20 protein-coding genes are annotated in these 20,325 nt (G+C 74.8%); 3 read left to right on the top strand and 17 right to left on the bottom strand.

What is annotated here, in order from left to right; genetic code table 11:
- The first annotated feature begins 255 nt into the window (after positions 1-255).
- On the top strand, positions 256-1,452 hold the full coding sequence (locus tag Sdia_RS14040) for a winged helix DNA-binding domain-containing protein (RefSeq protein WP_115068434.1): 1,197 nt from the start codon (positions 256-258) through the stop codon (positions 1,450-1,452).
- A gap of 13 nt (positions 1,453-1,465) precedes the next feature.
- On the opposite strand, the gene Sdia_RS14035 is transcribed toward Sdia_RS14040, so the two are convergent.
- The 3 genes from Sdia_RS14035 to Sdia_RS14025 are packed head-to-tail and all read right to left on the bottom strand — an operon-like array spanning position 1,466 to position 3,063.
- Positions 1,466-1,864: a barstar family protein gene (locus Sdia_RS14035; protein WP_100455858.1), complete on the bottom strand. Its 399-nt coding sequence runs from the start codon at positions 1,862-1,864 to the stop codon at positions 1,466-1,468.
- 43 nt (positions 1,865-1,907) lie between these two features.
- A complete protein-coding gene (locus Sdia_RS14030) occupies positions 1,908-2,333 on the bottom strand; it encodes a guanyl-specific ribonuclease (protein WP_100456108.1) in 426 nt (141 codons plus the stop codon).
- A gap of 13 nt (positions 2,334-2,346) precedes the next feature.
- Positions 2,347-3,063, bottom strand: coding sequence for a TetR/AcrR family transcriptional regulator (locus tag Sdia_RS14025; protein ID WP_189500377.1), 717 nt, complete (start codon positions 3,061-3,063; stop codon positions 2,347-2,349).
- A 127-nt stretch (positions 3,064-3,190) separates the two neighbouring features.
- On the opposite strand from Sdia_RS14025, the gene Sdia_RS14020 reads away from it, so the two are divergent.
- Entirely contained in the window at positions 3,191-3,649 is a 459-nt protein-coding gene (locus Sdia_RS14020) for a nitroreductase family deazaflavin-dependent oxidoreductase (protein WP_100455860.1), read from the top strand.
- A gap of 86 nt (positions 3,650-3,735) precedes the next feature.
- Here the strand turns inward: Sdia_RS14020 and Sdia_RS14015 are convergent, their stop codons facing one another.
- The 6 genes from Sdia_RS14015 to fmt form a co-directional block, all read right to left on the bottom strand.
- On the bottom strand, positions 3,736-4,788 hold the full coding sequence (locus Sdia_RS14015) for a sugar-binding transcriptional regulator (RefSeq protein ID WP_100455861.1): 1,053 nt from the start codon (positions 4,786-4,788) through the stop codon (positions 3,736-3,738).
- Between the two features lie 108 nt (positions 4,789-4,896).
- The gene (gene rpe, locus Sdia_RS14010; protein WP_100455862.1) at positions 4,897-5,583 is read right to left on the bottom strand and encodes a ribulose-phosphate 3-epimerase; all 687 of its coding nucleotides are present in this window, start codon (positions 5,581-5,583) and stop codon (positions 4,897-4,899) included.
- Between the two features lie 97 nt (positions 5,584-5,680).
- Positions 5,681-6,235: a DinB family protein gene (locus tag Sdia_RS14005; protein WP_185392829.1), complete on the bottom strand. Its 555-nt coding sequence runs from the start codon at positions 6,233-6,235 to the stop codon at positions 5,681-5,683.
- A gap of 63 nt (positions 6,236-6,298) precedes the next feature.
- Positions 6,299-7,156 (bottom strand): alpha/beta fold hydrolase, encoded by an 858-nt coding sequence (locus tag Sdia_RS14000; RefSeq protein WP_371874264.1) that lies wholly within the window; start codon positions 7,154-7,156, stop codon positions 6,299-6,301.
- 168 nt (positions 7,157-7,324) lie between these two features.
- Positions 7,325-8,761 (bottom strand): RsmB/NOP family class I SAM-dependent RNA methyltransferase, encoded by a 1,437-nt coding sequence (locus Sdia_RS13995; protein WP_100455864.1) that lies wholly within the window; start codon positions 8,759-8,761, stop codon positions 7,325-7,327.
- A gap of 122 nt (positions 8,762-8,883) precedes the next feature.
- Positions 8,884-9,828 (bottom strand): methionyl-tRNA formyltransferase, encoded by a 945-nt coding sequence (gene fmt / locus Sdia_RS13990; RefSeq protein WP_185392831.1) that lies wholly within the window; start codon positions 9,826-9,828, stop codon positions 8,884-8,886.
- Between the two features lie 497 nt (positions 9,829-10,325).
- Here fmt and Sdia_RS13985 point away from each other — a divergent pair, with 497 nt between their 5' ends.
- On the top strand, positions 10,326-10,865 hold the full coding sequence (locus Sdia_RS13985) for a hypothetical protein (protein ID WP_100455866.1): 540 nt from the start codon (positions 10,326-10,328) through the stop codon (positions 10,863-10,865).
- 425 nt (positions 10,866-11,290) lie between these two features.
- Here Sdia_RS13985 and Sdia_RS13980 read toward each other — a convergent pair whose 3' ends face one another.
- From Sdia_RS13980 to Sdia_RS13945, 8 genes are all read right to left on the bottom strand, one after another.
- On the bottom strand, positions 11,291-13,426 hold the full coding sequence (locus Sdia_RS13980; RefSeq protein WP_189500379.1) for a primosomal protein N': 2,136 nt from the start codon (positions 13,424-13,426) through the stop codon (positions 11,291-11,293).
- Positions 13,427-13,547: 121 nt separating this feature from the next.
- Entirely contained in the window at positions 13,548-14,771 is a 1,224-nt protein-coding gene (metK, locus tag Sdia_RS13975; protein WP_189500380.1) for a methionine adenosyltransferase, read from the bottom strand.
- A 240-nt stretch (positions 14,772-15,011) separates the two neighbouring features.
- Complete coding sequence (coaBC, locus tag Sdia_RS13970) at positions 15,012-16,259, bottom strand: bifunctional phosphopantothenoylcysteine decarboxylase/phosphopantothenate--cysteine ligase CoaBC (protein WP_100455873.1); 1,248 nt, start codon at positions 16,257-16,259, stop codon at positions 15,012-15,014.
- A 161-nt stretch (positions 16,260-16,420) separates the two neighbouring features.
- Positions 16,421-16,693, bottom strand: a complete 273-nt coding sequence (gene rpoZ, locus Sdia_RS13965; RefSeq protein WP_023420371.1) for a DNA-directed RNA polymerase subunit omega — start codon at positions 16,691-16,693, stop codon at positions 16,421-16,423.
- Positions 16,694-16,832: 139 nt separating this feature from the next.
- Entirely contained in the window at positions 16,833-17,426 is a 594-nt protein-coding gene (gmk, locus tag Sdia_RS13960) for a guanylate kinase (RefSeq protein WP_100455874.1), read from the bottom strand.
- A 48-nt stretch (positions 17,427-17,474) separates the two neighbouring features.
- On the bottom strand, positions 17,475-17,798 hold the full coding sequence (locus Sdia_RS13955) for an integration host factor (RefSeq protein ID WP_003970367.1): 324 nt from the start codon (positions 17,796-17,798) through the stop codon (positions 17,475-17,477).
- 451 nt (positions 17,799-18,249) lie between these two features.
- Positions 18,250-19,104 carry an orotidine-5'-phosphate decarboxylase gene (pyrF, locus tag Sdia_RS13950; RefSeq protein WP_185392835.1) on the bottom strand — a complete coding sequence of 285 codons (855 nt, stop codon included), beginning with the start codon at positions 19,102-19,104 and terminating at the stop codon, positions 18,250-18,252.
- On the bottom strand, positions 19,101-20,213 hold the full coding sequence (locus Sdia_RS13945; RefSeq protein ID WP_100455876.1) for a quinone-dependent dihydroorotate dehydrogenase: 1,113 nt from the start codon (positions 20,211-20,213) through the stop codon (positions 19,101-19,103). The genes pyrF and Sdia_RS13945 overlap by 4 nt, the downstream gene beginning before the upstream one ends.
- Positions 20,214-20,325: the final 112 nt, after the last annotated feature.

Genomic DNA, 20,325 nt, shown 5'->3' with positions numbered 1-20,325 from the left:
ACGAAGACACAGCGAAACGCCCCCGCGCTCGTGTCTTTCTCCCAAGCGCCCCGGGGCGTCGTGTGCGCGGGCGGGTGACCCGCCTTACTCAGCCACTTTACCCGCCGCGGGGCGCCCCGGCCCGTCCGCGCGCCCCCGGTGACCTGGGGCCCGCGCGCCAGCACGGCGCACTCCCGTCATGCGAGGGACGGACAGCTTAGGCTCCATGGCACTCGGCGCGCGGTTCTCACCCCGGAGGCACGGATGGCGTATCGGATGACGGACGGGCAGCGGCGCGCGCGGCTGGGGGTGCGGCACGCGCTCGCGCCGTCCGCGCGGGCCGACGGCCCGGCCGGGGCGGCGCGCGCGGTGGTCGCGCTGCACTCCACCGACCCGTCCTCGGTCCACGTCGCCGCCTGGGCCCGCACCCGGGACGAGCAGGCGGACGCGGCATCGGTGGAGCACGCCCTGTACGAGGACCGGGCGCTGGTCAGGCTGCTGGCGATGCGCAGAACCGTCTTCGTGGCGCCGGCGGAGACGGCCGCCGTCCTCCAGGCCGCCTGCTCCCGCGAGGTGGCGGCCCGTGAACGCCGCAAGCTGGAGGGTTTCGTCGCCGCCTCGGAGCTGGCCCCCGACGGCGCCGCCGCCGGGTGGCTGGCCGGCGCGGAGGAGGCGGCACTCGCCTCCCTGGCCGCCCGGGGCGAGGCCACCGCCGCCGAGCTGGCCGCCGACGACGCCCGGCTCGCCGCGCAGGTGCGGATCGGCGGCGCCTCCCCGCACGCGCGCGGCCAGAGCGTGGCGGCCCGCCTGCTGCTTCTGCTCGCGGCCGAGGGCAAGGCGGTACGCGGCCGGCCGCGCGGCTCGTGGACCTCGCACCAGTACCGCTGGTCCCCGCTCTCCGCCTGGCTGCCCGACGGACTCGCCCCCTGGGAGACCGAGGCGGCCCGCGCGGAGCTGGCCCGGCTCTGGCTGCGGGCGTACGGGCCCGGCACGGCGGAGGATCTGCGCTGGTGGGCGGGGTGGACCAAGACGCAGACCACGCGGGCGCTGAAGGAGGTGGCCCCGGCCGAGGTGGAGCTGGACGACGGCACGACCGGGCTGGTCCTGGCCGACGACCTCGACCCGGTCCCCGGCCCCGAGCCCTGGGCGGCGCTGCTGCCCGCGCTCGACCCGACCCCCATGGGATGGCACTCCCGCGCCTGGTACCTGGGCCCGCACCGGGACCGCCTCTACGACCGGGCGGGCAACATCGGCCCCTCCGTATGGTGGTGCGGCCGGATCGTCGGCGGCTGGGCGCAGGACCGGGACGGCGCGCTGGTCTGCCGCTACCTGGAGGACGTCGGCGCGGACGCCCGGGCAGCGGTCGACGCCGAGGCGGAACGGCTCGCCCCACGGCTCGGCGCGGTCCGGCTGACAGCACGGACCCGGGGCAGGACCTGGCTGGAGGAGGAACTGGCGGCGGACTCCGGCTGACGGCGAGGCCCGCTCAGCCGTCGCCCTCCAGTGCCAGCAACGCGGTGACCCCCACGCCGCTCTCCCGCGCGTCGGCCGCACTGTCACCGAGAACGGCGCGGGCCGTCTCCCACTCCCCCGGACTCGCGGCAGCCAGCTCCCCCCACCCGCGCACGACCAGCACGCCCCCGTCGGCGAGCGGCAGGCTGTCGGGGTCGCCGAGCAGGTCGGCCAGGGCGTCCCAGTTCCGGCCGAACCAGCCGGGCAGGCCCAGCTGTCCGGCGCAGGCGTCCAGGAAGCCCGCCTTGTCCGTCACCCCGGCCAGGTCGAGAACGGCACAGGGCTGCCCGGCCTCCTGGGCGGCCGCCGCGGCTCGGGCCACCGGGTCGGCGGGGCGTGCGGTCGGGCCGGTGCGGCTGTCGTCGTCGCTCATGTGCGTACGGTCCCCTCTCGGCCGCTCCCCTTCCGCGCCGCGCTCATCGCAGCACCGCGCGGAAGGAGGCGTAGTGGTCCTCGGTCCAGTAGATCTCGTCCTCGCGCCCGGTCACCAGGCGGCGGGCGCCCCGGTCTCGCGAACCGGGGGTCTTCACGGTGTACTCGCGGTAGTGCCCCCGCTTCCGCTCCGGCAGCAGCTTCTCGTAGTTGCCGAAGACGGAGCCGTCCTTGGCGTACGGGAAGGGGCCGCCCTGGTCGATGAGCCGCAGGGTGTCGCGGGCCTCGGCGGGCAGCCGCTCCTCGCGGACCGTGTCCATGCCCTCGGCCCAGGCGGGCACCGGCCCGCCGCCGGAGGACGTGCCGCCCCGCTCGGCCGAACAGCCCGTCAGGAGGGCCAAAAGGGCGCAGAGCAGCGCCGTCAGGGAAACGCGGAAAAGAGCCCGGAGGTGGCGGGAACGCACAGACATGGCGGTGATGCTGTCACACCGGGGCAGCACCGTCCGGCAGCCCGACGGAGCGGGCCAGCGCGCGCAGACTGTGGGTGAAGAACCGCTCCCGGTCCTCCACCAAGCGATGGAAGTGCCCGAAGAGTTCGAAGGAGATCAGTCCGAAGAGCTGGGCCCAGGCGGCGACGAGGGCGGCGACCACGGCGGGCGGCAGGTCACCGGTCAGCTCGGCCAGGTCGCCCGCCAGCCGCTCCGCCTCCGGCCCCGCCTCGTCGCCGAGCGGCGGCGGCGTCACGGCACCCGCCCGGTGCGCCTCGCGGACGATCCCGATCAGCACGGAGGCGACCCGGGCGGCCGGGGGCACGGTGTCGCCGGGGGCGGTGTAGCCGGGCACCGGGGAACCGTAGATCAGGGCGTACTCGTGCGGGTGGGCCAGCGCCCAGGCCCGGACGGCGGCGGCGGCCTCGACCCAGCGGCCGGTCCACTCCGTCCCCTCCTCCGCCCTGGCGGCGGCCTGCTCGGCGGCCTCACCCACCGCGTCGTAGGCGTCGACGATGAGCGCCGTCAGCAGTTCGTCGCGGCTCGGGAAGTAGCGGTACAGGGCGGAGGAGACCATGCCCAGCTCACGGGCGACCGCCCGCAGCGAGAGCCGGGCGGCCCCCTCGGTGACGAGCCGGCGCCGGGCCTCGTCCTTGATGGCGGCGGTCACTTCGGCGCGGGCGCGCTCCCTGGCCCCTCGAACAGTGCTCATGCCGGGAGTCTGCCAGACATCGAGTGCACCGCTCAACAAAGAGAGCACCGCTCTTGCTTCAGCGCTCCCCCTACGTGCACACTGCTCTCAAGCGAGAGCACCGCTCTCTGAACCCCAGGGGGAACCCATGTCCACGCCGTACTACCGCCAGGCCACGCCCTTCGCCGTCCGCCTCAACTCCCTCGTCGGCCGGCTCGCCCGCCTCGGTGTCAGCCTCCTCGGCTCCGCCGAACTGACGGTGGTCGGCCGCCGCAGCGGCACCCCGCAGCGCATCCCGGTCAACCCGCACACCCACGAGGGCGCGGAGTACCTGGTCTCGGCCCGCGGCCACTCCCAGTGGGTACGGAACATGCGCGCGGCGGGCGGCGGCGAACTACGACTGGGCCGCCGCACCCGCGCCTTCCACGCCGAGGAGCTGCCCGACAACGCCCTCAAGGCCGAGATCCTCCGCACCTACCTCGCCCGCTGGGGGTGGGAGGTGAACGGCTACTTCCAGGGCGTCACCGCCCAGTCGCCCGACGCCGACCTCCTGGCTGCCTGCCCGGACCACCCGGTCTTCCGCATCACCACGCAACAGAAGAGCTAGCCGGGGCCTGCACCCAGACCGTCCGGCCAGCTCTTAGCCCGTCCGGCCAACTTCCAGCCTGGCCGGCGCTTGAGGCCAAAAGGGGCTCAGGCGTCCCCGGGCTCATCCGGATCAGCCCGGTCGAGAGCGGGCCGGGGCGGCGGCGCGGCCGCCAGAAGCTGATCGGCCGCAGCGGTGTCGGTGACCAGACTGGTCACCAGCCCGGACCGCAGGACGGCGTCAATGGCCGGCGCCTTCCGCCCACCCCCGGCGATCGCCACGACCTCGGGGATCCGGCGCAGCCGGTCCGCCTCGACCGTGATGCACCGCTCCCCCAGGTCACGCCCGACCCGCCGCCCCTCGGCGTCGAAGAGGTGTGCCGACGTCTCAGCGGCGACGCCGAGCGAGGCGTAGTGGGCCCGCTCCTCCTCGCTGAGCATGTCGTGCACGGTCGAGATCCCCGGCTCCCAGGAGCCGATGGAAACGGCCGCGACCGTCACCTTGTCGAAGTACTCGAAGGCCCGGGCGATCCCGGTCTGGTTGCGCAGCGCCGCGGCGGTCGCCGGGTCGGGCAGCAGCATCGGCGCGTAGATGGGGTGCGCCTCGCCGCCCGCGACCTGGGCCGCCCGCCGGACCGCCTCGACCGATCCGCGTTCGGCGGTGCCCGCGTCGTACACCCCGGTCAACTGCACCACGGTGCACGGCGGCAGCTTGTCGAGGGCCGCGGCCATGTGAATGGTGGAGCGGCCCCAGGCGAGGCCGAGCACATCGCCCTCGTCGACGAGTTCGCCGAGCAGGTCCGCGGCGACCTCGCCGAGGCTCTCGGGATCGGGCGACTCCTCCTCCTCGGCGGGCGACTCCACGACCACGGCGTGGCGCAGTCCGAAGCGCGCCCGCAGGGCGTCGGAGCGTTCCGCGTCGAGTTCCGCGGGGACGCGGATCTCGATGCGGACGAGGTCACGTTCGAGAGCGGTCTCCAGGACCCGGGCCACCTTGAAGCGGCTGACGCCGAACTCCTCGGCGATCTGGATCTTGGACTTGCCCTCCAGATAGAAACGGCGGGCCATGGCCGCCGCCTGCACCAGCTCCGCGGGTCCCATCCGCAGGGCAGGGCGACCCGCCGACATGCCGGACACGGCAATCTCCTCACTGCTGTTCACAAGTGGCTCCGCCGTTCATCCTCGCAGATCCGGCGGCGCCCCATCGGCCCTCGGGGCGGTTGTTCGTCGTGCGGTGACCCCGGGGTGGCCCGGGATGGCGCCTCGTGTTCAGTGGCCGCACGCCCAGGAGGCCGCGGCGGTGGCCTTGCGGGCGCTGTCCCGCAGCGAGCGGACGGCCTCGGCCGGGTCCTCGGCGCCGTAGACCGCCGAGCCCGCGACGAAGACGTCGGCCCCGGCGTCGGCGCACCGCTCGATGGTGCCGGCCGAGACACCTCCGTCCACCTGGAGCCACAGGTCCAGGCCGTGCCGGCCGATCAGCTCGCGGGTGCGGCGGATCTTCGGCAGCGTGAGGTCGAGGAACGACTGACCGCCGAAGCCCGGCTCGACCGTCATGATCAGCACCATGTCGAGCTCCGGCAGCAGGTCCTCGTACGGCTCGATCGCCGTGGCGGGCTTCAGCGCCATGGCGGCGCGGGCGCCCTTGGCACGGATCTCCCGCGCGAGGCGCACCGGCGCGGCGGCGGCCTCCACGTGGAAGGTGACCGACCCGGCACCCGCCTCGACGTACCGCGGTGCCCAGCGGTCGGGGTCCTCGATCATGAGGTGGCAGTCCAGCGGGGTCTCCGTGGCCCGGGCCAGCGACTCGACCACGGGCACGCCGAGCGTCAGGTTGGGCACGAAGTGGTTGTCCATGACGTCGACGTGGAGCCAGTCGGCGCCGTCGACGGCCCGGGCCTCGTCGGCGAGGCGGGCGAAGTCGGCGGAGAGGATGCTGGGGTTGATCTGCGCTGCCATGCCCCAAGACTGCCATGCTCGCGGCCGGTTCCGGCCTCCGGAGGCCGGAACTTCTTCTTCCGCCGCTTTCCCGCCGTACGGGCCTCCCGCCCTCCTGTCACTGTCCCACCCTGCCGTCGATCCGCTCGCGCAGGAGGTCGGCGTGGCCGTTGTGGCGGGCGTACTCCTCCACGAGGTGGACCAGGACCTCGCGGAGCGAGACGGGCTCGCCGTGCACCTCGCCGAGGATGTCGAGGGAGGGCGCCCGTGCCACGAACTCGTCCCCGAACTCCTGCTCGGCTCCGAGCAGCCGCCACGCCTCCTCGACCAGGGCGGGATCGGGCCGTGCCCCGTCCCAGTCGCCGTCCGGGTCCTCCGGCAGCCGGAAGTACGGCGGCGCCGACAGCCCGGCCATCCGCCCCCGGAACCAGGCGCGCTCCACGTCGGCCATGTGCCGCACCAGCCCCAGCAGCGACATGGTGGACGGTGCGACGGAGCGCCGGGCGAGCTGCTCGGCGTCGAGCCCCGCGCACTTCAGCTCCAGCGTGAGCCGCTGGCAGCGCAGGTACTCCATCAGCGTGGCGACCTCGTCGCCGAGCGCCGGGCCGTTCTCGCGCGGGTCCTCCCCGGCGGGCAGGAACTTGTCGGCGCGCTTGCGGGGTTCGGCGGTCATGCCGGGCATCCTGGCAGCGCGCGGCCGGTCCCGCCACCGTTTCGACGGCGGGCGGGGCGCCGGTCAGCGTCCTGTGCCCGCCGCTCCGAGGAAGCGGGCCAGCGCGGCACCGAGGGCGCCGGGCGCGTCCTCCTGCACCAGGTGCCCGGCGCCGGGGACCAGTACCAGCTCGGCGCCCGGCACGAGCGAGACCAGTTCGTGCGCCTTCGCCACCGGGATCCACTGGTCGTCCTCGCCCCAGCACACCGTCAAGGGCGGCTCGACGGAGCCGTAGCGGCCCTGGATCTCGTCGGTGTACGCCTGGTCGGCCTGGGCGATCTGCCGGTAGAAGGCGGGCTGCCCGGCCTCCCCCAGCCAGGGCTCGACGAGCCGGTCGAGGACGGCGGGGTCGAGCCCGGGGCTGCTGGCCGAGGCGATGTACTCGCGGACGAGGGCGCGGTGCAGGTGCGGCGGAAGCTGCTCGAACACCCGGTGGTGCTCGCCGACCAGGCGGAAGAACGGCGAGCCCCACGGGGCGAGGGCGACGGGGTCGACCAGGGCGAGCCGCCGGTAGGCCGCACCGTGCAGGAGGTGGGCGCGCAGGGCGACGGCACCGCCGAAGTCGTGGGCGACGACGGACGGCTCGGCCAGGTCCCAGTGGGCCAGCAGCTCGGCGAAGACCCGCCCCTGGGCGGCCAGCGAGACGTCCTGCCCGTCGAACTTGGCGGAGGTGCCGTACCCCGGCATGTCCCAGACGTACACCCGGTGGTCGCGTGCCAGTTCGCGGGCGGCCCGGCGCCAGACGTACGAGGAGAAGGGCGTCCCGTGCAACAGGACGACCGGGGGCGCGGCCGGGTCCCCGAGCCGCTCCCACCGCACCTCGCCGGAGCTGCTTTCGTAGGCCTGGGACAGCTCCCAGTCGCCCTCACTGTCACTGCCGATACCGCTGTGGCTGTCGCGCACGCGTCCGCCCTTCCCGTGGCACCGTGGTCGTCTCCCTGCTCCGGGCGGCAGCATGTCACACCGGCCCCGGGCGCGCCCGGAGACCAACGGGCCTGCGGCGACGGCGTGTTGCCCCGCGCCCGGGACGCACGGGCGCGGGCGGCGGGCTCAGCCGGTCCGCCGCACCAGCGCCAGGTACATCGCGTCCGTGCCGTGCAGATGCGGCCAGAGCTGCACGTCGGGGCCCTCGCCGAGCGCGGGGACGCCGGGCATCAGCGGGCGGGCGTCGATCAGTTCGGCCCGGCCGTCGCGCTTGAGGACGTCGTCGACGACCGCGCGGGTCTCGGCCAGGTGCGGGGAGCAGGTCGCGTAGGCGACGACGCCGCCGACCCGCACCGATTCCAGCGCGGTCCGCAGCAGGGCCCGCTGCAGCGGCGCGAACCCGTCGAGGTCCCCGGGCCGGCGGCGCCAGCGCGCCTCGGGGCGGCGGCGCAGCGCGCCCAGTCCGGTGCAGGGCACGTCGACCAGGACGCGGTCGAAGGCGCCGGCGCGCCACGGCGGGCGGGTCCCGTCGGCGGCGATCACCTGGTACGGGCCGGGCGTGCCGTCGAGCGCCTTGGCGACCAGCCCGGCGCGGTGCGGCTGCTTCTCGGAGGCGAGCAGGCTCGCGCCCCGCTGGGCGGCGAGCCCCGCGAGGAGCGCGGCCTTGCCGCCCGGGCCGGCGCAGGCGTCGAGCCAGCGGCTGTCGGAACCCTCCAGCGGAGCGTCGGCGAGGGCCAGCGCCACCAGTTGACTGCCCTCGTCCTGCACCCCGGCGTCGCCCTCGCGGACGGCGTCGATGGCTCCGGGCTCACCGCCCTCGGTGAGCCGGACGGCATACGGCGACCAGCGGCCCGGCAGGGCGCGGTCCGGGCCGAGGCCGTCGAGCAGGGAGCCGGCGGTGGCGCGGCCGGGGCGGGCGACGAGGGTGACCTCGGGCCGCTCGTTGTCGGCCTCCAGCAGGTCCTCGATCCCGGCGCGGGGGCCGCCGAGGGAGTCCCACAGGGCGGAGACGACCCAGCGCGGATGGGAGTGGACGACGGCGAGGTGGTCCTCGGGGTCCTCGTCGTAGGGCGGCGCGACCCGCTCCAGCCAGCCGTCGAGGTCGTCGGCGGTGATCCTGCGCAGCACCGCGTTGACGAACTTGGCACGGCCGTCACCGAGCACGACGCGGGCCAGCTCCACGGTGGCGGAGACGGCGGCGTGACTCGGGATGCGGGTGCCGAGGAGCTGGTGGGCGCCGAGCGAGAGCACGTCGAGGACCGGCGGGTCGACCTCGCGCAGCGGCCGGTCGACGCAGGCCGCGATGATCGCGTCGTAGGTGCCCTGGCGGCGCAGGGTGCCGTAGACGAGTTCGGTGGCGAGGGCGGCGTCCCGGGCCTCGAAGGTGCCGGGGTGGTCCTCGCGCGCCTTGCGGAGCAGGGCGGGCAGCACCAGGTTGGCGTAGGCGTCCCGCTCGTCCACGGCACGCAGCGCCTCGAAGGCGAGGATGCGCACCGGGTCCTTCTTGGGGCGGCGGTAGGGCTTGCCGGTCTTACGGGGACGCCGGGACGGCTGGTCGGTCAAAGGTGCTCCGCTGTCGCAAGGTCACTGGCTCACCGCTCCGCCGCACGGACCGGCACGCCGCCGCGCCCGGTGCGGCCGGCCGCCTGCCCGGCGGGGCCGCGACGGGCGCGGTGCTGTCCCCTTCAGCGTACGTCGGCCGCGCCGAGCCGCTCGCCCGGGGCGATCCGCACGCCGCGGGCCCAGTCGGCGGCGCGCATCGGCTTCTTGCCCTGCGGCTGGACCCAGAGCAGTTCGACGGCGTGCGAACCGGTACCGGCGTGCACGTGGTTCTTGCCCACGGCCAGGTCGCCGGGGGCCAGGCCCTCCTCGCCGGGCAGCGGGCGGACGGCGACGAGCTTGAGCCGTTCGCCCCGGAAGACGGTCCACGCGCCGGGGGCCGGCGTGCAGCCGCGCACCACCCGGTCGACCCGCAGCGCGGGCGCGGCCCAGTCGACCTGGGCGTCCTCGACGGTCAGCTTGGGGGCGAGGCTGACGCCGTCGGCGGGCTGCGGCACGGCCTGCAGCGTGCCGTCCTCGATGCCGTCCATGGTCGCGGCGAGCAGGCCGGAGCCGGCGAGGGCGAGGCGGGTCAGCAGGTCACCGCTGGTGTCGGTGGACCGGACCTCCTCGGTGACAGTGCCGTAGACCGGGCCGGAGTCCAGACCCTCCTCGATGAGGAAGGTGGAGGCACCGGTGATCCCGTCGCCCGCGAGGATCGCGTGCTGGACGGGGGCCGCGCCGCGCCAGGCGGGGAGCAGCGAGAAGTGCAGGTTCACCCAGCCGCGTGCCGGGATGTCGAGAGCCGCCTTGGGGAGCAGCGCGCCGTAGGCCACCACCGGGCAGCAGTCGGGGCCGATCTCCCGCAACCGGGTGAGGAACTCCTCGTCCCGCGGCCGGTTCGGCTTCAGCACCTCGATGCCCGCCTCCTGCGCGCGCTCCGCGACCGGGCTGGCGACCAGCCGTCGACCGCGCCCGGCCGGCGCGTCGGGCCGGGTGACGACGGCGACCACCTCGTGCCGCTCCGAGGCGATCAAGGCGTCCAGAGCGGGAACGGCGACCTCGGGGGTGCCGGCGAAGACGAGCCTCACGGTGGGGATACCTCGCTATGTCGTACGGGCGGAGCCACGGCGTCCCGCCGGCGGCGCCGGGCCGTCCGGGCCGGGCCACCGCGGCGCCGGAGCACCTGGCGGGGGAGCCGCGCCAGTCTAGGCCGCGCAACGGCCGGGACGCCCGCCCGGGGCGCCTCCGGCGGGCGGGGCGGAGCACGCCACCCGGCCGGCACGGTGGCGCACCCGGGCGTCAACTCCCGTCCCCCTCCTCCGCCCGCCGGGGCGGCCGGGGCGGGCCCCTACCACCTGCCCCGTCCCCGCTCGCCGATCTCCGCCTCCCCTCCCGGACACGCCCACAACTCCCCTGCTCCCTCGGGGGCGTACGCGGTGTCGCGCGCCCCGCGCCTCGACGCATACGCCCCTGGAGCGTGACCACTGAGGGCGACGGGCGTTGGTCAAGGCGAGTTGACCTCCACGGGCCTTCGCTCCAGCGGCCCGTCTCCCCCCATCACACCGCCCGTTCGAGAGGCTTGTTCATGGCCGACCACGCAACCCACGACGCACAGGCACGGGCCAGCCTGCACCTGCTGGTGCGGGACATCGAGCGGGTCCGCCGTCAGGTGGACGCGCTCCGCACCCTCACCGCCCAGCTGGGCAACGTCTACCGCCCCCGCCGCACCGGCCCCGCCACCGGCTTCGTCGTCTACGGCCGGGCCCCCGCGCCCACCGTGCGACTGGCGCAGGAGCTGCGGGACAGCGTCGAGACCCTGGTCACCGCCGCCGTGGACTTCGACCGCTCCCTCGGCTTCTCCTGGGACGCCGTCGGCTCCGCCCTCGGGGTGACCAAGCAGGCGGTCCACCGCCGCTACGGCGCCCGCCGCGCCACCGTGCAGGCCGCGGCCGAGGCGGAGCGCGCCGGCGAGACCTCCGGCTCCACCGGCTCCCGCCCCGTCCCCCTCGACACCGGCCTCCCCACGGTCCCCGCGGCCCGCTCGATGCCCACCCAGCCCACCGCCACCCCGGTCGCCCGCGACGCCACCCGGCCCAACGCCCTGCCGGGCCCCCGCCACGGCTGACCGGCCCCCTGTCTCGCTGCCCCCGTCCCGACAGGCGGGGGCAGCGGTGTGCCGGGGGCGGGGAGCGCGGGCGGGCGGGTGGTGCTCAGCCGGGGCGGAGCCCGGCTGCCGCTCGCGTCCGACGCGTGCCGCCGCCGGGCACGGACGCCCCGGGGCTCCCGTGCGCGGGCCCGCCCGCCCCGGCCCCGCGCCCCCGGCCGGGGCGGGCGCACCCCTTGCTCGCGCCCGCTCCTCCGGCGAGACCGGGCTGCTCCGTCCTGGGAGCCCTCGTCCCCTGTACGGGACCAGCGGACACCTCACGGGTCCACTCCCCACGCCAGGAGCGCGCCCCCGGCCGGCGGCGCCGCCCCCACCAGCCGTTCCCCGCCTGCTTCACGGCCCCGGCCGCCTCCGCTTCCGCGGCCGGCCGCGACCCGCGCCGTCCCTCACCCGATGTCCAACGGATCAACCCGTACCCGCACCGGCACCCTCCCCCCGCGAGCCATCCGCGCCGCCTGCGCCGTCTTCAGCGCGTGCGCGAGCGCCGTCCCGCTGCCCGGCGGCACCCGCACCAGGGCCCGTGTCCGAGGTCCCTCCTCCACCCGGCCCCGCGCCCGGTCGGCGGGCTCGCGCAACGGCACCGGGCCGAGGATCTCCGCGTCCGCCGGGAGTTCGACGGCGTCGAGGAACTCGCCCACCGCTGCCTGCGGTCCCGCCACCGCCGCCATCCGGGAGACCGGCGGGAAGCCCAGTTCGGCCCGTTCGGCGTACTCACGCAGGGCGAAGCCGACCGGGTCCCAGCGGACCAGTGCCTGGACGGGGGCGAGCGTCGGCTCGGCGACGATCACCACCGTGCCGCCCGCCGACTGGCCGCGCACCAGGGCCGAGGCGGACATCCACCGCCACAGGGCCGTCTCGCCGGCGCGCAGGTCGGGACGGTTGAGCAGGGCCCAGCCGTCGAGCAGGACCGCCGCCGCGTAGCCGCCCTCGGCGACCGGTTCGGCGCCGGGGGTGGAGACGACCAGCGCGGGCGCGCCGTCCACGGTGTCCAGCACCTGTTCGCGACCGGAGGTGCGCACCGGGACCGACGGGAAGGCCCGCCCCAGTTCCTCGGCGGTCCGCCGGGCCCCGGTGACCTGGGCCCGCAACCGGAACCCGCCGCACTCCTCGCAGTGCCAGTCGGCCTCGGGACGCCCGCACCAGGCACAGTGCAGCACCGCGGACTCGGCCGCCTGGAGGGGCCCCGCGCAGTGCCGGCAGCGCGCGGGCTCCCGGCATCGCTCGCAGGCGAGCCGGGGCACGTAACCGCGGCGGGGCACCTGGACGAGTACCGGTCCCTCGCGCAGCCCGTCGCGCAGCGCCTGCCAGGCGAGCGAGGGCAGCCGGGCGGTGCGGGCCGCCTCGTCGCGGGCGAGGTCGTGGTCGGCGATGGTGCGGACCCGGGGAGCGGCGGCCCGGGTGACCGCCCGGTCGGCGGCGACGGGCACCGCCCAGCCGCTGTCGACGAGCTGGGCCGCCTCGACGGTGCAGCTCACCGAACCGAGCAGGACCGCGCAGTTCTCCCGCGCGGCCCTCAGCATCAGCACTTCCCGGGCGTGCGGTCGGGGGGCGTGCTGCTCGCTGTGGTTCTCGTTGCCGTCGTCCCAGAGGGCGACCAGGCCGAGGTCGCGGACGGGCGCGAACATGGCCGCGCGCGTGCCGACCACCGCCCGCACGGAGCCCCGGTGCACGGCGAGCCACTGGCGGTACCGCTTCTGCGGGCCGGCGTCGGCCGTCAGGAGCGTGTGGTGGCCCTTGCCGACCAGCGCGGTGAGCGCCGCGTCCACCCGGGCGGCGTGCCGCCCGTCGGGCAGGACGACGAGCGCTCCCCGGCCCGAGGCCAGCGTCGCGACCACCGCCCTGGCCAGCTCCTCGGCCCACTGCGGCCCGGGCAACGCCGTCCACACCGCCCTGGGTGCCCCGCCCCGGGCCAGCTCCGCGAGCAGCCCGGGCCCGGCCGGGCCGTACCGTTCCCAGGTCGCAGCCTCCGGCACGCCCGGCGACGGCAGGGAGCCGGGCGAGGCCGCCGCCTCCGCCTTGGCGTTCCTCGGCGGCACGGCGAGCTGGAGGACGTCGGCGAGGCTGCCCGCGTACCGGTCGGCCACCGCGCGGGCCAGTGCGAGCAGTTCGGGGGTGAGTACCGGCTCGGGCGAGACCACCTGGGCGAGCGCGGCCAGCGGCCCGTCGTAGTCCGACTCGGCGAGCCGGTCGACGATGAACCCGCTGATCAGCCCGCCGCCCTCGCGCCGCCCCGCGTGCACCCGCCCGGCCCCGGCGGAGAACCGTACCCGTACCCGCACCCCGGGCTGTGCCTCGGCGTCCAGCTCCTTGGGCACCGCGTAGTCGAAGTACCGGTCGAGGTGCAGCACGCCCTTGTCCACCACGACCCGCGCCACCGGCAGGTGCTCCGCGACATCGGCCCCGCGCCAGGTCCGCGGCTTGGCCTTCGGCGCCTTGGCCTGCCGCGCCATCTCCCGGACCAGCGCCAGCTGCTCCGGCTCCCCCCCGGACCGCTCCCCGGCCCCCTCATCCTCGCTGCTCACGCCTGCATTCCTACCAGACCCCTGGGACAGCGCCCGGGGGCTCTCGGCGGAGTGGGCTCGCACAGCCCGAGGCCCGGCTCCCCCGAAGGGTGCCGGGCCTCGGCCGACGGGTCGGTGGGGATCAGACCCCCGCGGCCTTCCGCAGTTCCTCCACCCGGCTCGGCTGCTCCCAGGTGAAATCGGGGAGGGCACGGCCGAAGTGGCCGTAGGCGGCCGTCTTGGCGTAGATGGGGCGGAGGAGGTCGAGGTCACGGATGATCGCGGCCGGGCGGAGGTCGAAGACCTCGCTGATGGCGCTCTCGATCTTCTCGGGGTCGACGGTGGCGGTCCCGAAGGTCTCCACGAAGAGGCCGACCGGCTCGGCCTTGCCGATGGCGTAGGCGACCTGGACCTCGCAGCGCGAGGCGAGGCCGGCGGCGACGACGTTCTTGGCGACCCAGCGCATGGCGTAGGCGGCCGAACGGTCGACCTTGGACGGGTCCTTGCCCGAGAAGGCGCCGCCGCCGTGGCGGGCCATGCCGCCGTAGGTGTCGATGATGATCTTGCGGCCGGTGAGGCCGGCGTCGCCCATCGGGCCGCCGATCTCGAAGCGGCCGGTGGGGTTCACCAGCAGCCGGTAGCCCTCGGTGTCCAGCTTGATCCCGTCGTCCAGGAGCGCCTTCAGCTCCGGCTCGACGACGAACTCGCGGATGTCGGGTGCGAGCAGGGAGTCCAGGTCGATGTCGGAGGCGTGCTGCGAGGAGACGACGACCGTGTCGAGGCGGGCGGCCTTGTCGCCGTCGTACTCGATGGTGACCTGGGTCTTCCCGTCGGGGCGCAGGTAGGGGATGGTGCCGTTCTTGCGGACCTCGGAGAGGCGGCGGGAGAGCCGGTGCGCCAGGTGGATCGGCAGCGGCATCAGCTCGGGCGTCTCGTCGCAGGCGTAGCCGAACATCAGGCCCTGGTCGCCCGCGCCCTGCCGGTCCAGCTCGTCGCCTTCCTCACCTTCGGCGGCGCCACCGACCCGCTGCTCGTAGGCGGTGTCGACACCCTGCGCGATGTCGGGCGACTGGGAGCCGATGGAGACGGAGACACCGCAGGAGGCGCCGTCGAAGCCCTTCTTGGAGGAGTCGTAGCCGATCTCCAGGATCTTCTCGCGCACGAGCTGCGCGATCGGCGCGTACGCCTTGGTCGTGACCTCACCGGCGACGTGCACGAGGCCGGTGGTGATCAACGTCTCCACGGCGACGCGGGAGGAAGGGTCCTCCCGCAGCAGCGCGTCGAGGATCGTGTCGCTGATCTGGTCAGCGATCTTGTCGGGGTGACCCTCGGTCACGGACTCCGAGGTGAAGAGACGGCGGGACACATCGCTCCCTGTGGTTGCAGCGGCTGCTGGCTGATCATGGCCGGACCGTCCGGGAGCTGCGCCCGGCACGGTCCGTCGGCAGTTTATCGGTCACTTCGCGTCGCTGGACCAGTTGTCTCGCCTCTTGGGAGCTCTGTGACCAGCGGCACGGCCTTGACACGTACGGAATTCCGCCCTGGCGGGTGATCTTTCGTACGCTTTTCACCGGGTTCGGCAGACCCGGTGGGGGGATCTTGGCACTCATCCCAGGCGGTTGGCCACCAGGTCCCACACCGTGTCGGCCAGCTTCTCCTTACGACCGTACGGGACGGGGGTCTCGCTGCCGTCCGCGGCGAGCACCACGGCCTCGCTCTCCTCGGCGCCGAAGGTCTTGTGCTCACCGACCTCGTTGACGACCAGCAGGTCACACCCCTTGCGGCGGAGCTTGGCCCGGCCGTTGGCGAGGACGTCGTCGGTCTCGGCCGCGAAACCGACGATGAGCTGGCCGGGGCGGGCCCGGTCGGCGGCCAGCTCGGCGAGGATGTCCGGGTTGCGCACGAGGGCGACCGGCTCGGGCTCCTCGCCCTCCCGCTTCTTGATCTTTCCCGTGGCGTACGCGGCGGGGCGGAAATCGGCCACGGCCGCCGCCATGGCGATGACGTCGGCCGTGCCCGCCACCTGCCGGGCCGCGTCGCGCAGCTCCCGCGCGGTGGTGACGTGGACGACGTCGACCCCGGCCGGGTCGGGCAGCGCGGCGTTGGCGGAGAGCAGCGTCACCCGGGCGCCGCGGGCGGCCGCGGTGCGGGCGAGGGCGTATCCCTGCTTGCCGGAGGAGCGGTTGCCGAGGAAGCGGACCGGGTCGAGCGGCTCGCGGGTACCGCCGGCGCTGACGACCACGTGGCGCCCGGCCAGGTCGCGGTCGGCCGTGCCCCGCTCGCCGACCCGCAGGCACAGCTCGTAGATCCCGCCCGGGTCGGGCAGCCGGCCCTTGCCGCTGTCGGCCCCGGTGAGGCGGCCCACGGCCGGTTCGATCACCACGGCGCCGCGGCGGCGCAGGGTGGCGACGTTCTCCCGGGTCGCGGGATGCTCCCACATCTCGGTGTGCATGGCGGGGGCGAAGACCACGGGACAGCGGGCGGTCAGCAGGGTGTTGGTGAGCAGGTCGTCCGCGAGGCCGTGGGCGGCCTTGGCGAGCACGTCGGCGGTGGCCGGGGCGACGACGACGAGGTCGGCCTGCTGGCCGATACGCACGTGCGGCACCTCGTGGACGTCGTCCCACACCTCGGTGGAGACGGGCTGCCCGGAGAGGGCGGACCAGGTCGGGGCGCCGACGAAGCGGAGCGCGGAGGCGGTGGGCACCACCCGGACGGTGTGACCGGCCTCGGTGAACCTCCGCAGCAGCTCGCACGCCTTGTAGGCGGCGATTCCTCCGGTGACTCCGAGGACGACCCTCAGCCCGTTCCGCCCGCCGCCCGGCTCCCCGGCCGCTGCCGCCACGTCGTCCGCCACCACGTCTCCTCGCCTGTCGGTCTCGGCTCCGGGCACCCGCTGGGGTTCCGGGCCCGGCCCTGGGTGCAGGGCCGCCTGGCACCCTATGACACACCACGGGCCCGGCAGCGGTGCTGCCGGGCCCGTGGAAGGCGCGTGTGCGGTCGCTGACCGGCCAGGTGTTACTGGGCGGGGCCCTCGACGGCCTCGGAGGTCAGCAGGCCCGCGTTGATCTCGCGGAGCGCGATCGACAGGGGCTTCTCGTGCACGTGGGTGTCCACCAGCGGACCGACGTACTCCAGCAGGCCCTCGCCGAGCTGCGAGTAGTAGGCGTTGATCTGACGGGCGCGCTTGGCCGCGTAGATCACGAGGCTGTACTTGGAGTCCGTGGCCTCAAGCAGCTCGTCGATCGGCGGGTTGATGATGCCCTCGGGCGTGGTGATGGGAGAGGACACTCTCTAGCCTTCCGAAGAAACTTCTGGGGGACTGCCCGCCGTCGTGGCCCGGTCTCCGGAGTTCCCGCGGGGCGGGGGTGCCGGGATCAGGGGCCGCACGGACGGTGGGGCAGTGGATCACAATGAATCACACGATGGATCAGAGAACCTCCATCAAGGCTAGCAGCTCGACGGCCACCGCCTCGACGGAGGTGTTGACCAGGGTGGTGTCGAACTCCGCCTCGGCGGCCAGCTCGATCCTGGCGGCCGCCAGGCGGCGCTCGATCACCTCGGCCGACTCGGTGCCGCGCCCGGTGAGGCGTCGGACCAGCTCCTCCCAGCTCGGCGGGGCGAGGAAGACCAGCTGCGCGTCGGCCATCGACTCCTTGACCTGCCGGGCGCCCTGGAGGTCGATCTCCAGCAGGACCGGCTCACCGGCCTCCAGGCGGTCCAGCACGGCGCGCCGGGGCGTGCCGTAGCGGTTCCCGGCGAACTCGGCCCATTCGAGCAGCTCACCGTTGGCGACCAGCTTGTCGAACTCCTCGTCGGAGACGAAGAAGTACTGGACTCCGTGCTTCTCACCCGGACGGGGCTTGCGCGTGGTGGCGGAGACCGAGAGCCAGACCTCGGGGTGCTCCTTGCGCATATGGGCGACGACCGTGCTCTTGCCGACCCCGGAGGGGCCGGAGAGCACGGTCAGTCGCGGACGTGCGTCCGGGGGTACGGGGGACGTCCCCCGGGGTGTTGCAGCCATGGGGCGATTATTCCAGCTTCCCGGCCGGGACCGGGAGGCAGGCTCGCGTCAGGCCGGGGAGCCGCCGAACTCCCGCTCCAGGGAGGCGATCTGGTTGGAGCCGAGACCGCGCACGCGACGGCTCTCGGAGATGCCGAGCCGCTCCATGATCTGCTTGGCCCGGACCTTGCCCACGCCCGGGAGCGATTCGAGGAGGGCGGAGACCTTCATCTTGCCGATGACGTCGTTCTCCTGGCCCTGCTTGATGACCTCGTGCAGGGAGGCGCCGGAGTGCTTGAGTCGATTCTTGACCTCGGCCCGCTCCCGGCGAGCCGCGGCGGCCTTTTCGAGCGCGGCTGCGCGCTGTTCAGGGGTAAGGGGCGGAAGAGCCACGCCTACGTCACCTCGGATGTCGAACTGTCGGATGTGAATCCGGCGCAGGACCGATCGGTCCCCCACCGGGGCTGAACGGAGCAACGCGCTTGCTCCGTCGCTCTCGGTGGAGACTAGCGGCCATGGCGTCCAGAGTCAGCGAGAACAGTCGAAAAGTCCTGGTCAGGATCGTCAAGCGGTCTCAGGTAAGCGACATTCAGGACATAAGACCCGAGATTTGAGGGGTGAACGGGGCCGCGCCTCGTCGACAAGGCGTCAACAGGCCGTCGACGGGCACGGGCCGAAGCGATGCGGAACCCTCGCGCGGGGCGCCTGGGGCGCGTTTTTTGGTTGAACGTTGCAGTTCCCGGGCGGGTGGCGCGTGTTCCGGACGCCTCATCCGGACGCCGTACGCACCCCCGCGGCCGTGTGTACGGGACCGTGGCCGGCCGGACGGTCCCGTACGGCCGCCTCACCCGACCGCGGCGCGGATCTCGTCGGCGAAGCGTTCGGCGGCACCGCGCAGGGCGGCGACGTCCGGGCCGTGGCGCAGCACGCCCCGGCTGACGTTCGGCACCACGAGGGAGGCGGCCGGGCCGAAGACCTTGGGGAGGTCGGCCGCGGTGGCCCCCTGCGCCCCGATGCCGGGGGCCAGCAGGGGGCCGCCGATCCGGAGGTCGTACGAGGAGAGGTCACCCAGCGTCGCACCGACCACGGCGCCGAAGGACCCCATCGGGGTGGCGCCCTCGTTGTCGCGGGCGAGGTGGGCCAGCATCGTGGCGCCGACGGTACGGCCGTCGGGGCGGACGGCGTGCTGGACCTCGGCGCCCTCCGCGTTGGAGGTGAGGGCGAGGACGAAGAGACCGCCGCCGTTCCGCCGGGCCAGCTCCACGGCCGGGGCGAGGGAGCCGTAGCCGAGGTAGGGCGAGACGGTGAGGGCGTCGCTGAAGAGGGGGGCGTCCGGGCTGAGGTAGGTCTGGGCGTAGGCGGTCATGGTCGACCCGATGTCGCCGCGCTTGGCGTCCATGATCACCAGAGTCCCGGCGGCACGCAGTTCGGCGACGGCTCCCTCCAGGACGGCGAGGCCGCGCGAGCCGAACCGCTCGAAGAAGGCGCTCTGCGGCTTCACGGAGGCGACGCGCCCGGCGAGCGCGTCGACGCTCGCCCGGGTGAAGGCGGTCAGCCCCGCGACGTCGTCCCCGAGTCCCCAGTCGGCGAGGAGCGAGGGATGCGGGTCGATGCCGACGCAGAGCGGCCCGTAGGTGTCCATGGCGCGGCGCAGCCGGGCGCCGAAGGGGGCGGGGGCGGCGTGCGGGGGCGTCGTCATGCGGCGGCGTCCTTCCGGGTGTCGGCGCCGACGGCCTCGGCGAGGGTGGCGTGGGGGCTGGCGGCGAGGAGCCGGGCCAGGCCGCGGTGGACGGCGCGGGCGTAGCCGGGGCCCGTGTAGATGAAGGCGCTGTAGCCCTGTACCAGGGTGGCGCCGGCGAGGATGCGCCGCCAGGCGTCCTCGGCCGTCTCCACTCCCCCGACGCCCACCAGGGTGAGGCGGTCGCCGACGCGGGCGTACAGGCGGCGCAGCACCTCCAGGGAGCGGGCCTTCAGGGGGGCGCCGGAGAGGCCGCCGGTCTCGGCTGCCGACGCGGGGCCGGCGGTGAGCCCGAGGCCGTCGCGGGCGATGGTGGTGTTGGTGGCGATGATGCCGTCGAGTCCGAGTTCGACGGCGAGGTCGGCGACGGCGTCGATGTCCTCGTCGGCGAGGTCGGGGGCGATCTTGACCAGCAGCGGGACGCGGCGGCCGGGGACCGCCCGGTCGGCGGCCTCCCGGACGGCGGTGAGCAGCGGACGCAGGTGGCTGACGGCCTGGAGGTCGCGCAGGCCCGGGGTGTTGGGCGAGGAGACGTTGACGACGAGGTAGTCGGCGTGGGCGGCGAGCCGCTCGGTGGAGGTGACGTAGTCGGTGACGGCCTCGGCCTCGGGGACGGCCTTGGTCTTGCCGATGTTGACGCCGACGGTGGTGCGGAAGACGGGGCGGCGCGCGGTGAGGCGGGCGGCGACGGCGGCGGAGCCTTCGTTGTTGAAGCCCATGCGGTTGATCAGGGCGCGGTCCTCGACCAGGCGGAAGAGGCGCTTGGGCGGGTTTCCGGGCTGGGCCTGCCCGGTGACCGTGCCGATCTCGACGTGGTCGAAGCCGAGCATGGCCATGCCGTCGATGCCGACCGCGTTCTTGTCGAAACCGGCCGCGAGGCCGAAGGGGCCGTGCATGCGCAGGCCGAGCGCCTCGGTCCGCAGCTCCCGGTGGCGGGGGGCGAAGTAGGCGGCGACGAAGGTGCGCAGCACCGGGACCCGGGCGGCGAGGCGGATCCAGCGGAAGGCGAGGTGGTGGGCGCGCTCGGCGTCCAGGCGCCGGAAGAACAGGCGGAAGAAGAGCGGGTACATCGGTGAGTTCCTCGTCGGGGAGGCGGGCGGCGGGGCGCGACGGCGGGAGGCCGGGCCGGGAGTCCGGCCGGGCCTCATGAAGAGGGGGACACCGTTTCCGGTGTCCCCCTCG

The sequence above is a fragment of the Streptomyces diastaticus subsp. diastaticus genome (assembly GCF_011170125.1).
Taxonomy (GTDB): domain Bacteria; phylum Actinomycetota; class Actinomycetes; order Streptomycetales; family Streptomycetaceae; genus Streptomyces; species Streptomyces diastaticus.
This window is presented reverse-complemented; position numbering and strand designations above follow the sequence as displayed.

What these genes read in the sequence shown, in the direction of transcription:
- Sdia_RS14040 (WP_115068434.1), top strand. Translation starts at nt 256, where the DNA reads ATGACGGACGGGCAGCGGCGCGCGCGGCTGGGGGTGCGGCACGCGCTC.
- Sdia_RS14035 (WP_100455858.1), bottom strand. Translation starts at nt 1,864, where the DNA reads ATGAGCGACGACGACAGCCGCACCGGCCCGACCGCACGCCCCGCCGAC.
- Sdia_RS14030 (WP_100456108.1), bottom strand. Translation starts at nt 2,333, where the DNA reads ATGTCTGTGCGTTCCCGCCACCTCCGGGCTCTTTTCCGCGTTTCCCTG.
- Sdia_RS14025 (WP_189500377.1), bottom strand. Translation starts at nt 3,063, where the DNA reads ATGAGCACTGTTCGAGGGGCCAGGGAGCGCGCCCGCGCCGAAGTGACC.
- Sdia_RS14020 (WP_100455860.1), top strand. Translation starts at nt 3,191, where the DNA reads ATGTCCACGCCGTACTACCGCCAGGCCACGCCCTTCGCCGTCCGCCTC.
- rpe (WP_100455862.1), bottom strand. Translation starts at nt 5,583, where the DNA reads ATGGCAGCGCAGATCAACCCCAGCATCCTCTCCGCCGACTTCGCCCGC.
- Sdia_RS14005 (WP_185392829.1), bottom strand. Translation starts at nt 6,235, where the DNA reads ATGACCGCCGAACCCCGCAAGCGCGCCGACAAGTTCCTGCCCGCCGGG.
- Sdia_RS13985 (WP_100455866.1), top strand. Translation starts at nt 10,326, where the DNA reads ATGGCCGACCACGCAACCCACGACGCACAGGCACGGGCCAGCCTGCAC.
- gmk (WP_100455874.1), bottom strand. Translation starts at nt 17,426, where the DNA reads ATGGCTGCAACACCCCGGGGGACGTCCCCCGTACCCCCGGACGCACGT.
- pyrF (WP_185392835.1), bottom strand. Translation starts at nt 19,104, where the DNA reads ATGACGACGCCCCCGCACGCCGCCCCCGCCCCCTTCGGCGCCCGGCTG.
- Sdia_RS13945 (WP_100455876.1), bottom strand. Translation starts at nt 20,213, where the DNA reads ATGTACCCGCTCTTCTTCCGCCTGTTCTTCCGGCGCCTGGACGCCGAG.